This is a genomic window from Weizmannia sp. FSL W8-0401, assembly GCF_038009125.1.
GTDB lineage: Bacteria > Bacillota > Bacilli > Bacillales > Bacillaceae_C > Weizmannia > Weizmannia coagulans.
Genome location: NZ_JBBPAG010000001.1, coordinates 917,316 through 931,438, shown reverse-complemented (window position 1 = coordinate 931,438; position 14,123 = coordinate 917,316). Strand labels below are relative to the sequence as shown.

Genomic DNA, 14,123 nt, shown 5'->3' with positions numbered 1-14,123 from the left:
CGGTACGCATGTATAAATTCCAGCCATTTGCCCATCCTATACTTGCAGGGGAAACATGCAATCGGGGTGGTTGTCAAAGACCAGTAACGATGCTTTACATTAGCCATAACCGACTTCCAGGCACCTTTTACAATGAGGTGCTGGCGGTGAATCTGTTTAAAGGCGATGCACTTTAAACGTTACCCATAAGGGGATGATCGCGTTGGAAAAAGTTGAGGAAGCCCATTATCAACCATATCATTCGTAAATGAAGTGTTGATCAAAGGCGCTTTTGGCTAGTTGAAAAACCCTGCAGAACGGGGCGGAAACGCAGGTTTCCGCCCCGTTTCCTTTTCTTTCGCCTTTTCATCCGTTATAATGAAATCAAAAAAATGGAAAGGTTGATCAAAATGTGTATTTTTTGCAAGATTATAAACGGTGAAATCCCGAGTGCAAAAGTGTACGAAAACGAGCATGTATACGCTTTTCTTGACATCAGCCAGGTGACAAAGGGCCATACCCTGATTGTCCCGAAAATACATAAAGAGAATGTCTACGAACTGACGCCGGAGATTGCCCGCAATTTCTTTGAATCCGTCCCGGTCGTAGCCAATGCTTTGAAAGCGGCATTCCAGCCGGAAGGGCTCAACGTGCTGAACAATAATGGCGAGATTGCCGGCCAGTCTGTATTCCATTATCATATGCACCTGATCCCGCGATATGGAAAAGGAGACGGCTTCGGGGCAGTCTGGAAAACACATGAAAAAGATTACAGCCAGGAGGACCTCCGGCAAATCGCCGCGGAGATTTCCCAAAATATATAAGCCGCACCGGGCAGCACCGGTGAAAAAGCCCATTTTTGCGTCTTTGCAGCCGGTTTCGCGCTTATTTTATTCAGCGGCCATTTGGGCTGCTGTTTTTTTGTAGCGCCCAATTTGTTCAAAACATGCGCCACTTTTTCCGTCTGCATGCTATAATAAGGTTAATCTTTCGCCGCCGGCCATGAGGGTACGGTGGGAAAGCACCAGATGAGATGAGAACAGGAGAGTGGAGACAGAAGAAGACAAAATCCCTTGTCAGCTTGGCGTTGCTCGTTGGGATCGGCACGGTATTACACACGGTGATTCCGGGCTTTGTGTTCGGGATGAAACCGGATATGATGCTTACCATGATGTTTATCGGCATTATTTTGTTCAGGGAGAAAAAATACGTACTGTTGCTTGGTGTGCTGACCGGCATCATTTCCGGCCTGACTACCAGCTTCCCGGGCGGTTTTTTCCCGAACATCATCGATAAATGCATCACTTCTTTTGTTTTTTACGGTTTGCTTCTCGCGTCCGGGAAACTGGCAAAAAAGCTGCCGGCACTTATTGTATTCACGGCCGTCGGCACACTGATTTCGGGCATCATTTTCTTAGGATCCGCGTTTTTCATTGCCGGGTTGCCGGGGCCTTTTGCCATTTTGTTTGGCACCGTTGTTTTGCCGGCAACCGCGCTCAATGCAGTTGCGATGTTTATTCTTTTTCCGATCGTCTCAACCGTTGCAAAGCGCACAAATGCCGCCCACAGCATGCAAGCGTGAAAATGGCCGCCGGGTTTCCGGCGGTTTTTTTCGCTTGCGCAGCTTAAAATAAGTGAAACAGAGCGGCAAGAAGCAGGAAAACCATTCCGGCCGTTCCGAAAAATGCGATCCTTTTTCTGATGATTTTCCGCGGCGGATAAATTCTTCTTTTCTGGTACAGCAGCATGTGCCGGACCATCGCGGCAAACAGGACAACGCCGGCCATTAAAAAGCAGAAAGCAACACGCCCCAACGAACTCCCCCTCTTTTCTGCCTGGACTATTACATCATATGCCCTGATGCGGGTTAACATGTACCAGACAGGGGTAAAGAACAAGCAGAAGGCACGCGCAAAGTCCGCTCTTTTGTCCTTTGTACCGCCTATGAAGGACCGTTCGCGTCCAGGCTTGGAATATCGCTTTGGGCAAGGGCGGCAAAGAAGAAAGAGAACTTTGCAAAAGGCTGGGAAATTCTATATCATGAGGATAAAAGACCATTGCAGGAGGTGCTTTCCATGAACAAGTCCAGTTTATTTTACGGATTACTGGTTGGGGCAACAGCAGGCGCTGTTTCCGTCCTTTTCACCACACCCGCTTCCGGAAAAAGAGTACGGGAAGCCATCAAAAATAACTCCGGTGATTTCATTGAATCAGCCAAAAGAATCGCCGAAAATGTGAAAGACTTAAAAGAATCCGTCGAATCGTTTTCAACGGAAGGCAAAAAAGTTGCCACGAACGTAATGGAGGAACTCCAACATTGTATCGAAGAATGGCAAAAAAGCATTGAGCCAAACAAAGAAGCCCTGCAAAATGAAATCAAGGACATCCGGAAAACGATTGAAAACATGGAACAACAAATGGAGAAAAAATCTTCCTGAATTTTCGCTGCCCGGAAAGCGGTTGCCGCTTTCCGGTTTTTTTCTTTGCTGTTCATTTCAAAAAAATTTCGTATATTGTTTTTTATTACTTTTTATTTTACTGGCATAATGATAATATATAGGGTAAGGGGTGATGGGAAAAATATGACGGAACAAATGTTGACGACCAATGAGTATCTTCTATTTTGCAAAAGGGTCACGCAATTGTCGAAAGCGCTCTGGAAAACGATTGAAAAAGACTGGCAGCAATGGATTAAGCCTTTTGATCTGAACATCAATGAACATCATATTTTATGGATAGCCTATCATTTAAAGGGCGCATCGATTTCGGACGTGGCAAAATTCGGGGTGATGCACGTATCAACAGCCTTTAATTTTTCGAAAAAGCTTGAGGAGCGCGGCTTGCTCGAATTCTCAAAAAAGGAAAACGACAAGCGGAACACGTATATTCAATTAACCCATAAAGGAAGAGAGATTTTTTTGAAATCGCTGGAAGCGTTTAACCCGAAAAAAAGCTCTGTCATACAGGGCACAATGCCGCTATACGATCTTTACGGCAAATTTCCGGATATGATGGAACTGGCTGCGATCGTACGCCAAATTTACGGCCAGGATTTTATGGACATTGTGGAAAATTCCATTTTCAACGGGGAGCTGGATGACGCCATTGAAACGGAACTGTTGGAAAAACCTTCGCTGAACCGCTTTTGACCCGTTTCGGACAGCTACAAATTCCGTTTCAATGCCTTCATTAATTCAGGATACAGCCCCTGCTGCAAACAGGCGGCAATCACTTCCGCCGGCTGCAGTTTTTCATGCAGGGAATCCTTAAACTTTTGAAAAAGCGGATAAAAAAATACAAATTTGTCCGCCTTCTGTTCTTTCAACTCATCGCTCAAACGATCGCACAACGCATAAAATTGTTCAATGTCCTGTTTTGAAAGCTGTTTTTCCATAATCAGCCTGAAAAAAGGATATTGGCCGGTCCCGATCATTTTTAAAAGCAATGTTTGATAAAATTCCAGTCTTTCCAGCTTTTGTTCAATCGATTCCATTCAGTTCCCTCGTTTATATGTTTTTATGGTTCAGCTAAGAACAGCGCGACCCCGGACTTTAGACAGGGCCTGTTTTCCGGCAAGGCCCATTGTCCGGCCGGCCCTTAAAAACTTCCCCGCGGCATCCGCCATGAGCGGTACAAGGCAGTGCCTGTTAAAAATGAATAGTCGTTCATCCACCTTGCATGGAAAAGATCAGCGTGCATCACACATTTGCCATCCGAAAGACAGGCGGAACGTTACGAATCCAGGGTTCAAAACCGGAGCGCTCCGCCTTTATTTTACTGCAAATTTTCGGGAGGGGGCCCGGCCGGCATGTATGTGCTTGTTTTTTTACAGGTTACGCTTTCTTTATATTATACTTTATCAACGTATTGACAAGCCATCTATGTACAAAAAAAGAAATACTGGAAGAAGCCCGGATTTTTTTGGACAATCAACATCCTCATGACCATTTTACTGTTTTCCTCCTACCTTGGCATTCCATAACAGCGCACAACAAGAAAGGCCGGCTGCTGCCGGCCCCAAATTTTACCAAGCCCAGGATGCACCAATAATGATCAATAAAATGAACAACACAACCAGTAAGGCAAAGCCGCCTCCGTAAGCTGCTCCTCCGCTCATTCCATCCACCTCCTCTTGTTTCATACGTATATTATTCATCCGCCCCTGTATTGGTTAAGGCTTCCGTCTATTTGCCGGCCTAAATTTCACGAATCCGCAATGGAACTCCACATCATATCCTATGCTGCAAACATCCATCCTGCCCTCTGCAAACGCCTGCCCCATATGAAAAGAAGATTGGCATGGTGTGAAAATTCCATAAGAAACCTGGCAATCCCTTTCTTTTCTCTTTCAATTTATGTTATAGTAGTGGTTGTAAATCTCTCTTGCACAACTAAATGAATAGGAGTTGTTTTTGAATGAAGAAATGGGTACTATCCCTTGTTTTGGCAGGCAGCGTGTTCGGACTTGCAGCATGCGGCAACAGCGGCAACAGCGCCGTCGTTAAGACGAAAGCCGGAAATGTTACCAAAGACGAATTATATAATGCAATGAAGGATAAATATGGTTCAACTGTGCTTCAGCAGCTTACCATTGAAAAAGTCCTGTCCAAAAAATACACTGTCAAAAAGAGCGAAGTTGACAAACAAGTAAACAATGCAAAAAAACAATTGGGCAGCTCATTTGATACAGCGCTGCAGCAATACGGTTATGCAAACGAAAAAGATTTCCGCAACAGCGTGAAAGTCAGCCTGCTTGAACAAAAAGCTGCAGAGGCGACAATCCATCCAACGGAAAAACAATTAAAAAATTATTATAACAATGATATAAAACCGGAAATTAGAGCGCGCCATATTCTTGTTTCCAGCAAGTCGAAAGCAGAAGATATCAAGAAACAACTGGATAAAGGCGCCGATTTTGCGACATTGGCCAAAAAGAATTCAACCGACACCGCAACAGCTTCTAAAGGCGGAGATCTCGGCTGGTTCGGTGCAGGCGAAATGGACAGCGATTTTGAAAATGCTGCATATAAGCTGAAAGTCAATGAAGTCAGCGGCCCTGTTAAGACTTCTTACGGCTACCATATTATTCAACTGACCGGTGAAAAAAAGAAAAAACCGTACAGCGAAATGAAAAAAGACGTCGTCAAACAATATAAAGCATCGAAAGTAACAACGGAAAAAATCCAGTCCGCTTTGAAGAAAGAATTAAAAGCGGCTGACGTGAAAGTAAAAGATGAAGATTTGAAAACGACTTTTGACTCCCTGCTCGGGACTTCATCAAGCAAATAATGCTGCAAAAAACCGCCCATCCGATTATGGGCGGTTTTTTTGTGGCCGTTATGCTTCATGGGCTTTTTCAGCTTCACCGCTGCGCAGTTCTTTTTCTTTATGCATCCTTTCAATAAAGACTTCCCCTTCTTTTTCAATCCATTCCTGTTCCTGTTCGTGTTCTTCCCTGGCTGTTTTCACCGCCATAAACGCACATATGACGATGCCCGCCACAACAAAATAAATCCAGATCGGGAAATCCATGTTTTTCCCTCCTCTTCGGTTTGTCCCTGCTATATTGTATGGCGCAATCCATTAAAAAATGCCTTTCATTTTGAAAGGCATTTTAAAAGTTTTTCACCGGACGGGCGCTTTCCAAACGTTTGTATTTCTATGAATCTCACTGATGAAACGCCGGTTTATAAAAAGAGCGGTTATCAAGCGCATAAATCCGGTCCGAGAATTCGCCCGGTTTGACATTGCGGAGCGCACGGTCAAGCATATTCATTTTCGCATCAATATTATCAATATAGTGGAGAATTTCCGCCTCTTTAATCATCGGGGGCTTGGCGCTTCCCCATTCCGCTTTCCCGTGGTGGGAGATCACCATATGTTCCAGCACCATCACTTCTTCTCCGTGGATTCCGAGTTCCTCCGCTGCCTTTGCAATTTCGCTGACCATAATCGAGATATGGCCGAGCAAATTCCCTTCAGTCGTATAAGTTGTTGAGACCGGGCCGGACAGTTCCTGCACCTTTCCCAAGTCATGCAAAATGACACCGGCATACAACAAATCCCGGTCGAGTGACGGATAGAGGCCCGCGATTGCCTTGGCAAGGTCGAGCATGGAGACAACATGGTACGCCAGCCCCGATACGAATTCGTGGTGGTTTTTCGTTGCAGCCGGATAGACAAGGAACCGCTTCTGGTATTTTTTCAGCAGATGCCGGGTCAGCCTTTGGATATTTGGGTTTTTCATATCAAAAATGTACTGGGTGATTTTCCCTATCATTTCTTCCTGCGATACCGGGGCCGTTTCGATAAAATCGGCAATCCGGACGCCGTCCCCCGGTTGTGCCGGATGGATTTGGCGGATCTTCAGCTGCAGCCGCCCGCGGTAATTTAAAATGTCCCCGGTTACTTTTACAATCGTCTCCGGTTTGTATGTTTGTTCGTCCTGCTCGGTCGCATCCCAGAGCTTCGCTTCGATATCCCCGGTCCGGTCCTGCAAAATCAGTGTTAAAAAAGGTTTGCCGTTGCTCGCGATCCCCTTTGTTGCGTGTTTGATGAGCAGAAACGCGTCAAACTGCTCGCCCACCTCATAGTAGAGTAGCCCTTTTGCCATACATGAATCCTCCGATCTAACCCCTGATTATTTGTCTTAAAGTATACCATAATCCGGCCGCAATCCGCTTTTTATCTCAACCGGCTTTGCTTGTGTGTTTCCCTGCCGTGTTGAAATACAGGCATTCGGACCCGCCCCTCTTTTTTACGGCTGAATGCGGCTGATGTTTCCGGATCCCGCCATCCCTTGATCGTGTACAGCCCCCAAGGTTTTCACCCCATGGCCTTTAAAAAACCGGAGCATCGGCTGCTGGCATGTAAAAAGCAGCACCTGCCTCGATTCGCTCACCTGGTCCAGCAGCCTGGCCATTTTCTCTGTCCGGTAAATATCAAAATTAACAAAGCCGTCATCAATGACAACCGGGGACGGAAATTCCCCGCCGAGCGCCTCCGCAAGGGAAAAACGTAAAGCAATATACAGCTGTTCCGCCGTTGCCTGGCTCAGCTCATTTGCGGCAAACAGCACATCATCACGCCGTTTAACATAAAAACGGCTATCCTCCCCGCCCATATGGAGGGAGACATACGATCCGTTTGTTAAACATTGCAAATACGCTTCGGCTTTGTGCAGGACTTGCGGAAAGCGGGTTTCCCGGAGCCGCTTCATCATGCCGGAAAGCAAACGTTTTGCCGTGGCATACCGCGCCCATTCAAAAGCTTCTTCCCGGAATTCCGAAAGCGCGCTGTAATATTCATGCAGTTTTTCGGTAAACGTTCCGCCTTTTTCCAACCTGTCCAGTTCAAACCGGATTTCCGTCGCTTCTTTTCTCATGCTGCGGAGCGCGTTTGCCTTTTCCACGATTTTTTCTTCCAGCTTTTGCTTTTCCTGTTCCAACATAGAAACATCTTTTACCGTTTCGAGCCGTTCCAGGTCTTCCCGGCTGATTCGTAAATCCATGATTTCCAGCTGTCCGGACAATTTTTCGTATTGCTGAAAAAGGCTGCCGGCTTTCCGGAAATCTTCCTCATTCACGGCACCGGCAAGGGCAAAAAGCTTTTTGATCTCATTATCTGTTGCTTCCGCTTCCGATTCAAGCAGCTGCACTTGTTCTTCCAGCTCGGCACATTTCTTTTCCCATTCCTGCCGGCGGATTTTTCTTTCCTGTTGTTCCGCACAGGCTTGCTGCAGCAACAAGATGCCTTCCTGGCGCAAAGGCCAGTTGACATGGAGCCGGGACCACAGTTTTTCCATCCTTTCTTCAAATGCCGAACGGGAATCGGCAAGCTGCGCCAGTTTCTTTTCGATACGCGTCCGCTCGCGCATTTTCCCGCTTAATTCCGTCAAAAGTTGGAATGCATCGGGCAGCTGTCTGGGCCGGAAGCCGTCACCCAATTGCAAAGTTTGCCTGAAACGGCTGATTTCTGCCAGCAGCTGTCTTTCTTCCGCTTCCAGGCGCTGTTTCCGCTTTTGCATTTGCCGGCCGTTCTGTTCGCCTTCCTCAAGTTTCAAAATGAGCTGTTTCCAGTTTTCGCGCAGCTGTTTCTGCCGTTCATATTCATGCCAGTCCGTGTCCCCCTCTTTCCAATTCCGCAGTTCTTTTTCCTTTTCCCCCAGTTCCTGTTCGAGCGCGCGGATTTCTTGTTCCAACGGGTTCCGGTTTCCCTTGAAAGCATGGTAGCCTGACACGATTGCGCCGAGCACAAAAACGCCCAAAAACAAGTATTGCCCTGTGAGAAAACTCCACACGCCGGTCATCAGAAACAATAATGCAAGGCCGAAAAACAGGAAAGGGGGCTTCCGGACCTCATCCGCCATTTTTTTCAGGCGGGAAAGCTGCTGTTTCCCGCGCCTGATATCGGCTTCAAGCAATGATTTTTTTTCCTTTTCCTGCCGCTTTGCCGATAAATCGCGAAAAGCCTCTTCGGATACGAGCTCTTTTTCCAAAAGTGCGCATTCCTGCTCAACAGCGTTCATCCGGTCCCGCAAGTCCTCAAGCTGTGCCTGTAAAGCATCGCTGCGGGTACGGTGGCGGTCATACGCCCTTACGAGGGTGCTGAGCCTTTCTTTTGCCGCAATGCTTAAGTCAAGCTGTGGTACTTTTTCAACTTGCGATGCCGTAAGATGCAGCATTCCCGCTAATTCGGAGATTTGGCTGTCCAGGATGTCGCATTCAGATTGGAGGCGCTCCGTTTCCGCCTGCCACCCGCGGTATTGCGGCCAGTCATCAAGCAGCTTTTTGATCTCCCCTTCATGCCTGACAAAAAGCGGGTCCGGCTGCTCTCCTTCCATTTTTTCCACCAGCACCTGTTTCTGTTTTTTAACGGCTGACAGGCGCCCGGAAGAAGCGCGCCATTCCGACATCAGCCCGTCGAGGCGCCGGATTCCGTCAGCGGGGAAACGGACGGGGCCGATTTCCGAAAGCTGCAGTTTGACATGCTTTCTTTCCGCATAGAGCGGCCAAAGGCTTGTGAGGTGTTCATACTGCTGAACCGTTCCCCTTAAGGCTTCCAGCTCCGCTTCCGCTTCTGCCTGTGCTGCTTCAAGCGCTGCCAGCCGGGCTTTCCATTCGCCGTAACGGCCGTTTTCCGCTTTCAGGCGATTCAGTTCTTTTTCCATAGCCTGAAGTTTCCGGAGTTGCACGTTCAATACCGGTTTCCGCCCGTTCGGTTTAAAACGCGCTTCCATTTCCTTTTCGAGTTCCCGTTCCGCCGAAAGCAGCGCATCCGTCCCGATCGTCCCTGCGGCAAATAAATAGCGGCTGATATCATCGCCTGTTAATTTGCGGATTTCCTGGAGGCTTTGCAGATTAAAAGAATAAATGGACTGGAACATCTGCCGGTTCAGCCCGTTTAAAACATGTGCAAGCGCCTCTTCGCCACCTGTTCTGCCATTTGCAAAAGTGACGGACACTTCTCCGGCTGCCCTTCCTTTTATCCGTTCCACCGTTATGTTTCCGTCTTTTTCTGTTTCCAGGACGAGCCGCCCGCCGTACACCGATGAAAATTTCGGCTCATAGCGCTGCCCGTTTTGCTGCCTTGAAGGAAACCCGAATAAAACGGCTTCGATAAAAGCCATGAAGGTTGATTTGCCGGCTTCGTTTTCCCCGTAAATGACCTGCAGATCTGAAAGGTTTTCCATATGAAAATCAACTAGCCGGCCAAAACCGTATATATGGACCTCCCGTATTTTCATCGTTTCCCCCTGCCTTTCAACTTCTCAAAAACAGCCGCTTCCGCTTCCAACAGGAGCCTCTGCTTTTCGTCTCCGTCCAAGTCCAGGTAGCGGCCCGCATACATGTGGCTGTACAGCGGGGAGACCGCTTCGTCTATGGAAGTTTCTTCCAATTGCGCCAGCGTCTTCTTCATTTCCTGCAAAATAAAACCGTCATCCCGTTCGGATAAGAGGGCATTTTCAGGCAGTGTGATGCGGTGTACCCAGACAAAGTTGCGGTCTGCTTCTTCGCCTTCCTGCAGTACTTCCATCAGCTCGCCGTTTTTCACTTTTCCAAGCGCTTCATCATCCAGCAAATCCGGATCTTTTATCTCCAATTGCAAAAATACGCCCTGCGCCTCTTTTCTTTCTTCTTCAAGGGCATGGCGGCAAGCTGTGTAAAGGCTATTAAAATCATTAGCGCCTTTTGCGGAAACGGCGCGCCTTTCCCATAAAATATCCGCCGTCTCATGGAACGCGGCATGCGCGCCAAGCGGATCCATTTCGGCAACCATACAGCCTTTCGGGCCCGTTTCTTTCCGGTTTCTCCCCTGGATATTCCCGGGATAAATGATATAGGGATCCGTATGTAAAATCTGCTGTTTGTGGATATGGCCGAGCGCCCAGTAATCCATCCCCTTTTCCAGCAAATCCCGCAAGGCAAAAGGAGCATAAGGCTGGTGCATTTTCGTCCCGCCTTCAAGATAACCGTGCAGCATGCCAATATGGAAATCGGCCTCCCCCGTTTTCCTGTATTCATCCGTTTTATTCTCCAGCACGTGCCGCTTCGGGTAGCTGAACCCGTACACATGGACTTTCGACCCGTTTTTAGCTGTAAAGGATTTGGTTTCGACACGCTCGGAAAATATCCGGACATTTCCGGGCATGTCCAGTTTTGTCCATGACCCGCTTAAATGGTCGTGATTGCCGTGCAGTACAAATACGGCAATGCCGGCCTCTTTGAGCCGCTCAAACTGCTTCTTCAGCCTCACCTGAGCTTTCAGGCTGCGGTCTTCCCCGTCGTATAAATCCCCGCATATCAGCAGGAAATCCGCTTCTTTTTCAATTGTAAGGTTACAAACATTTTCAAATGCCCGGAAAGTGCTCTCCTTTACCCGTTCAAACAGCGCCGGCGGAAGCTTGCGTAGCCCCGCAAACGGGCTGTCAAGGTGCAGGTCGGCCGCATGGACAAAGCGAATCCTTTTCAACGCCATCACTCTTTTGCGAAAAAATAAACGGCAGTTTGCCATTTTATTGTGAAATCCAAACTGTTCGTAATAAAACGCATTTCACAGAATATATGTTCTATCTCCATTATAAAAGGTTTGGCACGTTCAGGCAACAAAAAAATGGCTGAACATGCCAAACCCGTTTAATTGTATTGCCGGTAGACGTACGGATCTTTCGGCTCGCTGCTTTTATGGTAACTTGTTACTTTTAAATACGGGATATTCTCTTTAAACGGCGTATAGTACGTCATATCCAGTTTCCCTTCAACCTCAATCCATGTATTTTCTTTCACGTTTGCCATATTGCCCGGAAAATCAACGAGCATCCCGTATACGCCGGCATCGGCAATACAGTGGATAATGCCAAACCGGAGCACAAACAGCTGATTCGCTTTAATATCATCCGTCCGGTAGACAAACCCTTTTATCGTCACCTTTTTGCCGATAAAATCCCCCGGATAATTGTAAATCGTTTCAAGCCCGTGGAAGTAATGGTCATCATCGAGGACGATGCTTTGCAATTTGCTGTACTTTTTTAAATCCGAATTTTCCATTTCTGTATACTGGTCCTTATCATAGTAAAGGCTGGAATTCGGCCGCAAAATCTGGTGATTGGCATACTGGTCCTTGTCATTGTCAATCATCGAAAAGTGGAAGCCTTTTGCTTTGACAACGGTGGAATTCAAGGTGGCCACCGGAAGAAAAATGCCCGTTACAACCGGGATTAAAATCATGCCGTACGTAAACACTTTTTTGTACCATGTATTTTCATCCGTTTCATGGGAATGGCCGTGGTGGGCGCCGTGATGATGGTCATGCGCCCCGTTTCCCGCCCTGACCCATTTCACAAGCTGGTATAAACATAAAAAGCCCATTGCAAAAATCATGGAAAACGACAAATACGCATACTTCATATTGATATATTTGCTAATATCCCCTGTCGCGTGCAGCTTCATAAAAAAATACGCGAAGCCGAACAATACGATAAATCGCAACATTTTAAACACCTTCTATATTAAGAATGCACCCGTAAACACAAAAACGATAATCAGCCCGATCATCGAAAAGACAAACTTTCTTTTAAATGAATGCATCATCATGAGCAGATTTTTAATATCCACCATGGCGCCAAATACTAAAAATGCAAGAATGGCCGGCGTCCCGAACATCCCGTTGAAAGACGAGGCAATGAAGGCATCCGCCTCGGAACAGATCGACATGATAAAAGCGAGCAGCATCATAATCAGAATCGCCGCCATTTTTGTCTGTCCGAGCGACAGCAGCGTACTCGTCCGGAAGAAGGTCTGCATGGCGGCAGAAATCAGGCCGCCAAACACGAGAAACTTCCCAACGGAAAAAAACTCATCAATCGCATGGTCGATCGTTCCGGTGATTTTTTGCAGAAAACCCGGTGCATGCTGTACTTCGCGGCCATGGTGGTGGTGCAATTTGGCCTCCACAAATTCGCGAAGCTGGTTTTCGGAAAAAAAATAAGAAATCGCAATCGCGGTTAAAACAGCAGTAAAAATCGCCAGCCCGCAGCGAAGCAGTGCCATTTTCCAGGAATCGCCAAACGCGACAAACGTAGAAAAAATGACAACCGGGTTGATAATCGGCCCCGTCAGCATAAACGCGATGGCAGCAGAAAGCGGGACATTTTTCCGGACAAGCCTTTCCGTAATCGGGACAATGCCGCATTCGCAGGCCGGAAAAAGTGCGCCCATCCCGGTGCCGAATGCAATGGATAAAAAGCGGTTTTTCGGCATCACTTTTGCAATCATTTCCTCAGTGACAAACATCTGGATCACCGCTGAAATGAATACACCCAGCACAATAAAAGGCAACGCCTCGATGATAATGCTGATAAAAATGGTATTCATTTGCAATAAGGACTGGCCCATAACGGCATATCGTCTCCTTTTTTCTATCACACTCACAAAAAAACTCTCCCAACTAGGATACTATAAGTCTTCTTTGGCGTAAATGAAGAAAACCGGGAAATGGCGGGCAAGCAGGAAAACCATGTGAAAAAATGATTTCCAATTTGATGAAACCCATGCGATTCTATTACTTTTTGGGCCGGACTGTGTTATGATAGTGTCAAATGAACTAGTATTAAGAACGTGAAGGGAATGAAGCAATTGCCGGTATCTATATTTGACTTTGGGTTGGTTGTTTCTGCCGGGGCTTTTGTTGCGCTGCTTAAGATCATTATGATCGATATCATTTTATCGGGCGACAATGCGGTTGTGATCGCCATGGCGACCCGGAAACTGCAACGCGAACAGCAAAACAAAGCGATTTTCTGGGGGACAGCCGGTGCAGTGATTTTAAGAATTCTGCTGGCAATGGCGATCGTTGCTTTGCTGAAAATTCCTTATGTAAATGTCATTGGCGGACTTTTGCTTCTTTGGATCGCATATAAAGTGCTCGGCGGCGGAGATGAAAATGTCCAAGTCAGAGCAAAAAATGGGCTGCTCGTTTCGATCGGCACGATTATCATGGCTGATGCAATTATGAGCCTCGACAATGTGGTGGCGCTGGCCGGTGCTTCAAACGGGCATATCGGCATGATTGCCCTCGGCGTTGCCATCAGTATTCCGGTTATGATATTCGGTTCAAAGATGATTGTAAAAGCGATGAACCGTTACAGCTGGATTGCCTATGCCGGGTCGGGCATCCTCGCCTGGACAGCGGCGGAAATGCTCTTTAAAGATGAGCAAATCCTGAAATGGCTGGATATATCACACGGGCCGTTAACGTATACGATCGGCGGCTTTCTTACGGTTTTGGTTTTGTTTCTTGGCTGGCTTTCGAACCGGCTGGCGGCGGCAAAGCAGGTTAAGCAAGTAAAACAGGATATAAAACAGGATGTTAAGCAGCATGTCCATATCCATTAATGGCGCAGAACTTACGCCGTTCCCCATTAAAAGAACCCGGGCTGGATTGGCCCGGGTTCTTTTTACCGGTGGAACAAAATCAGTTTTCCTTCAGGGGATACGCAACGGTGCGTTTTCTCATGGACGCCTTTTTCTTTTAAAAGCGCCTCCCCTTTTTTCTTCGCTTCCGTGTCATCCTGTGCTTCAAAACCTTCATCGAGAATCTTTTCCCCTGTCGGTTCAAAGGCAGTCAGTTTATAGTCGCGCATGCTT

Annotated in this window: 16 protein-coding genes; 6 read left to right on the top strand and 10 right to left on the bottom strand. The window is 47.2% G+C overall.

Going from position 1 to position 14,123, the window contains the following annotated elements:
• The first annotated feature begins 389 nt into the window (after nucleotides 1-389).
• Together NSU00_RS04265 and NSU00_RS04260 are read left to right on the top strand one after the other, a co-directional pair.
• Nucleotides 390-803 (top strand): HIT family protein, encoded by a 414-nt coding sequence (locus NSU00_RS04265; protein WP_013858727.1) that lies wholly within the window; start codon nucleotides 390-392, stop codon nucleotides 801-803.
• Between the two features lie 209 nt (nucleotides 804-1,012).
• A complete protein-coding gene (locus NSU00_RS04260; protein ID WP_340703471.1) occupies nucleotides 1,013-1,561 on the top strand; it encodes a tryptophan transporter in 549 nt (182 codons plus the stop codon).
• 43 nt (nucleotides 1,562-1,604) lie between these two features.
• Here NSU00_RS04260 and NSU00_RS04255 read toward each other — a convergent pair whose 3' ends face one another.
• Entirely contained in the window at nucleotides 1,605-1,793 is a 189-nt protein-coding gene (locus NSU00_RS04255; RefSeq protein ID WP_013858725.1) for a hypothetical protein, read from the bottom strand.
• A gap of 261 nt (nucleotides 1,794-2,054) precedes the next feature.
• On the opposite strand from NSU00_RS04255, the gene NSU00_RS04250 reads away from it, so the two are divergent.
• Nucleotides 2,055-2,417 (top strand): YtxH domain-containing protein, encoded by a 363-nt coding sequence (locus tag NSU00_RS04250; RefSeq protein WP_019721766.1) that lies wholly within the window; start codon nucleotides 2,055-2,057, stop codon nucleotides 2,415-2,417.
• 144 nt (nucleotides 2,418-2,561) lie between these two features.
• Entirely contained in the window at nucleotides 2,562-3,128 is a 567-nt protein-coding gene (locus tag NSU00_RS04245) for an HTH-type transcriptional regulator Hpr (RefSeq protein ID WP_013858723.1), read from the top strand.
• A 14-nt stretch (nucleotides 3,129-3,142) separates the two neighbouring features.
• Here the strand turns inward: NSU00_RS04245 and NSU00_RS04240 are convergent, their stop codons facing one another.
• Together NSU00_RS04240 and NSU00_RS04235 are read right to left on the bottom strand one after the other, a co-directional pair.
• The gene (locus NSU00_RS04240) at nucleotides 3,143-3,472 is read right to left on the bottom strand and encodes a YhaI family protein (protein WP_013858722.1); all 330 of its coding nucleotides are present in this window, start codon (nucleotides 3,470-3,472) and stop codon (nucleotides 3,143-3,145) included.
• Nucleotides 3,473-4,003: 531 nt separating this feature from the next.
• A complete protein-coding gene (locus NSU00_RS04235; RefSeq protein ID WP_017550228.1) occupies nucleotides 4,004-4,096 on the bottom strand; it encodes a YjcZ family sporulation protein in 93 nt (30 codons plus the stop codon).
• Nucleotides 4,097-4,395: 299 nt separating this feature from the next.
• Between NSU00_RS04235 and NSU00_RS04230 the strand changes: the two genes are divergently transcribed.
• A complete protein-coding gene (locus tag NSU00_RS04230; protein WP_340703470.1) occupies nucleotides 4,396-5,268 on the top strand; it encodes a peptidylprolyl isomerase in 873 nt (290 codons plus the stop codon).
• 48 nt (nucleotides 5,269-5,316) lie between these two features.
• Here the strand turns inward: NSU00_RS04230 and NSU00_RS04225 are convergent, their stop codons facing one another.
• The 6 genes from NSU00_RS04225 to NSU00_RS04200 form a co-directional block, all read right to left on the bottom strand.
• A complete protein-coding gene (locus NSU00_RS04225; protein WP_013858718.1) occupies nucleotides 5,317-5,511 on the bottom strand; it encodes a sporulation YhaL family protein in 195 nt (64 codons plus the stop codon).
• Nucleotides 5,512-5,647: 136 nt separating this feature from the next.
• Complete coding sequence (yhaM, locus tag NSU00_RS04220; RefSeq protein WP_019721761.1) at nucleotides 5,648-6,592, bottom strand: 3'-5' exoribonuclease YhaM; 945 nt, start codon at nucleotides 6,590-6,592, stop codon at nucleotides 5,648-5,650.
• 144 nt (nucleotides 6,593-6,736) lie between these two features.
• Nucleotides 6,737-9,724, bottom strand: coding sequence for an AAA family ATPase (locus NSU00_RS04215; RefSeq protein WP_340703469.1), 2,988 nt, complete (start codon nucleotides 9,722-9,724; stop codon nucleotides 6,737-6,739).
• Nucleotides 9,721-10,992, bottom strand: a complete 1,272-nt coding sequence (locus tag NSU00_RS04210) for a metallophosphoesterase family protein (RefSeq protein ID WP_340703468.1) — start codon at nucleotides 10,990-10,992, stop codon at nucleotides 9,721-9,723. Before NSU00_RS04210 ends, NSU00_RS04215 begins: the two co-directional genes overlap by 4 nt.
• Nucleotides 10,993-11,114: 122 nt before the next feature.
• Nucleotides 11,115-11,969 carry a TIGR03943 family putative permease subunit gene (locus NSU00_RS04205; protein ID WP_118499071.1) on the bottom strand — a complete coding sequence of 285 codons (855 nt, stop codon included), beginning with the start codon at nucleotides 11,967-11,969 and terminating at the stop codon, nucleotides 11,115-11,117.
• Between the two features lie 12 nt (nucleotides 11,970-11,981).
• Nucleotides 11,982-12,872 (bottom strand): permease, encoded by an 891-nt coding sequence (locus tag NSU00_RS04200; RefSeq protein WP_195850399.1) that lies wholly within the window; start codon nucleotides 12,870-12,872, stop codon nucleotides 11,982-11,984.
• A gap of 231 nt (nucleotides 12,873-13,103) precedes the next feature.
• Between NSU00_RS04200 and NSU00_RS04195 the strand changes: the two genes are divergently transcribed.
• Nucleotides 13,104-13,871, top strand: a complete 768-nt coding sequence (locus NSU00_RS04195) for a TerC family protein (RefSeq protein WP_327076631.1) — start codon at nucleotides 13,104-13,106, stop codon at nucleotides 13,869-13,871.
• Between the two features lie 62 nt (nucleotides 13,872-13,933).
• On the opposite strand, the gene NSU00_RS04190 is transcribed toward NSU00_RS04195, so the two are convergent.
• Nucleotides 13,934-14,119: a YhzD family protein gene (locus tag NSU00_RS04190; RefSeq protein WP_013858711.1), complete on the bottom strand. Its 186-nt coding sequence runs from the start codon at nucleotides 14,117-14,119 to the stop codon at nucleotides 13,934-13,936.
• Nucleotides 14,120-14,123 lie beyond the last annotated feature (4 nt).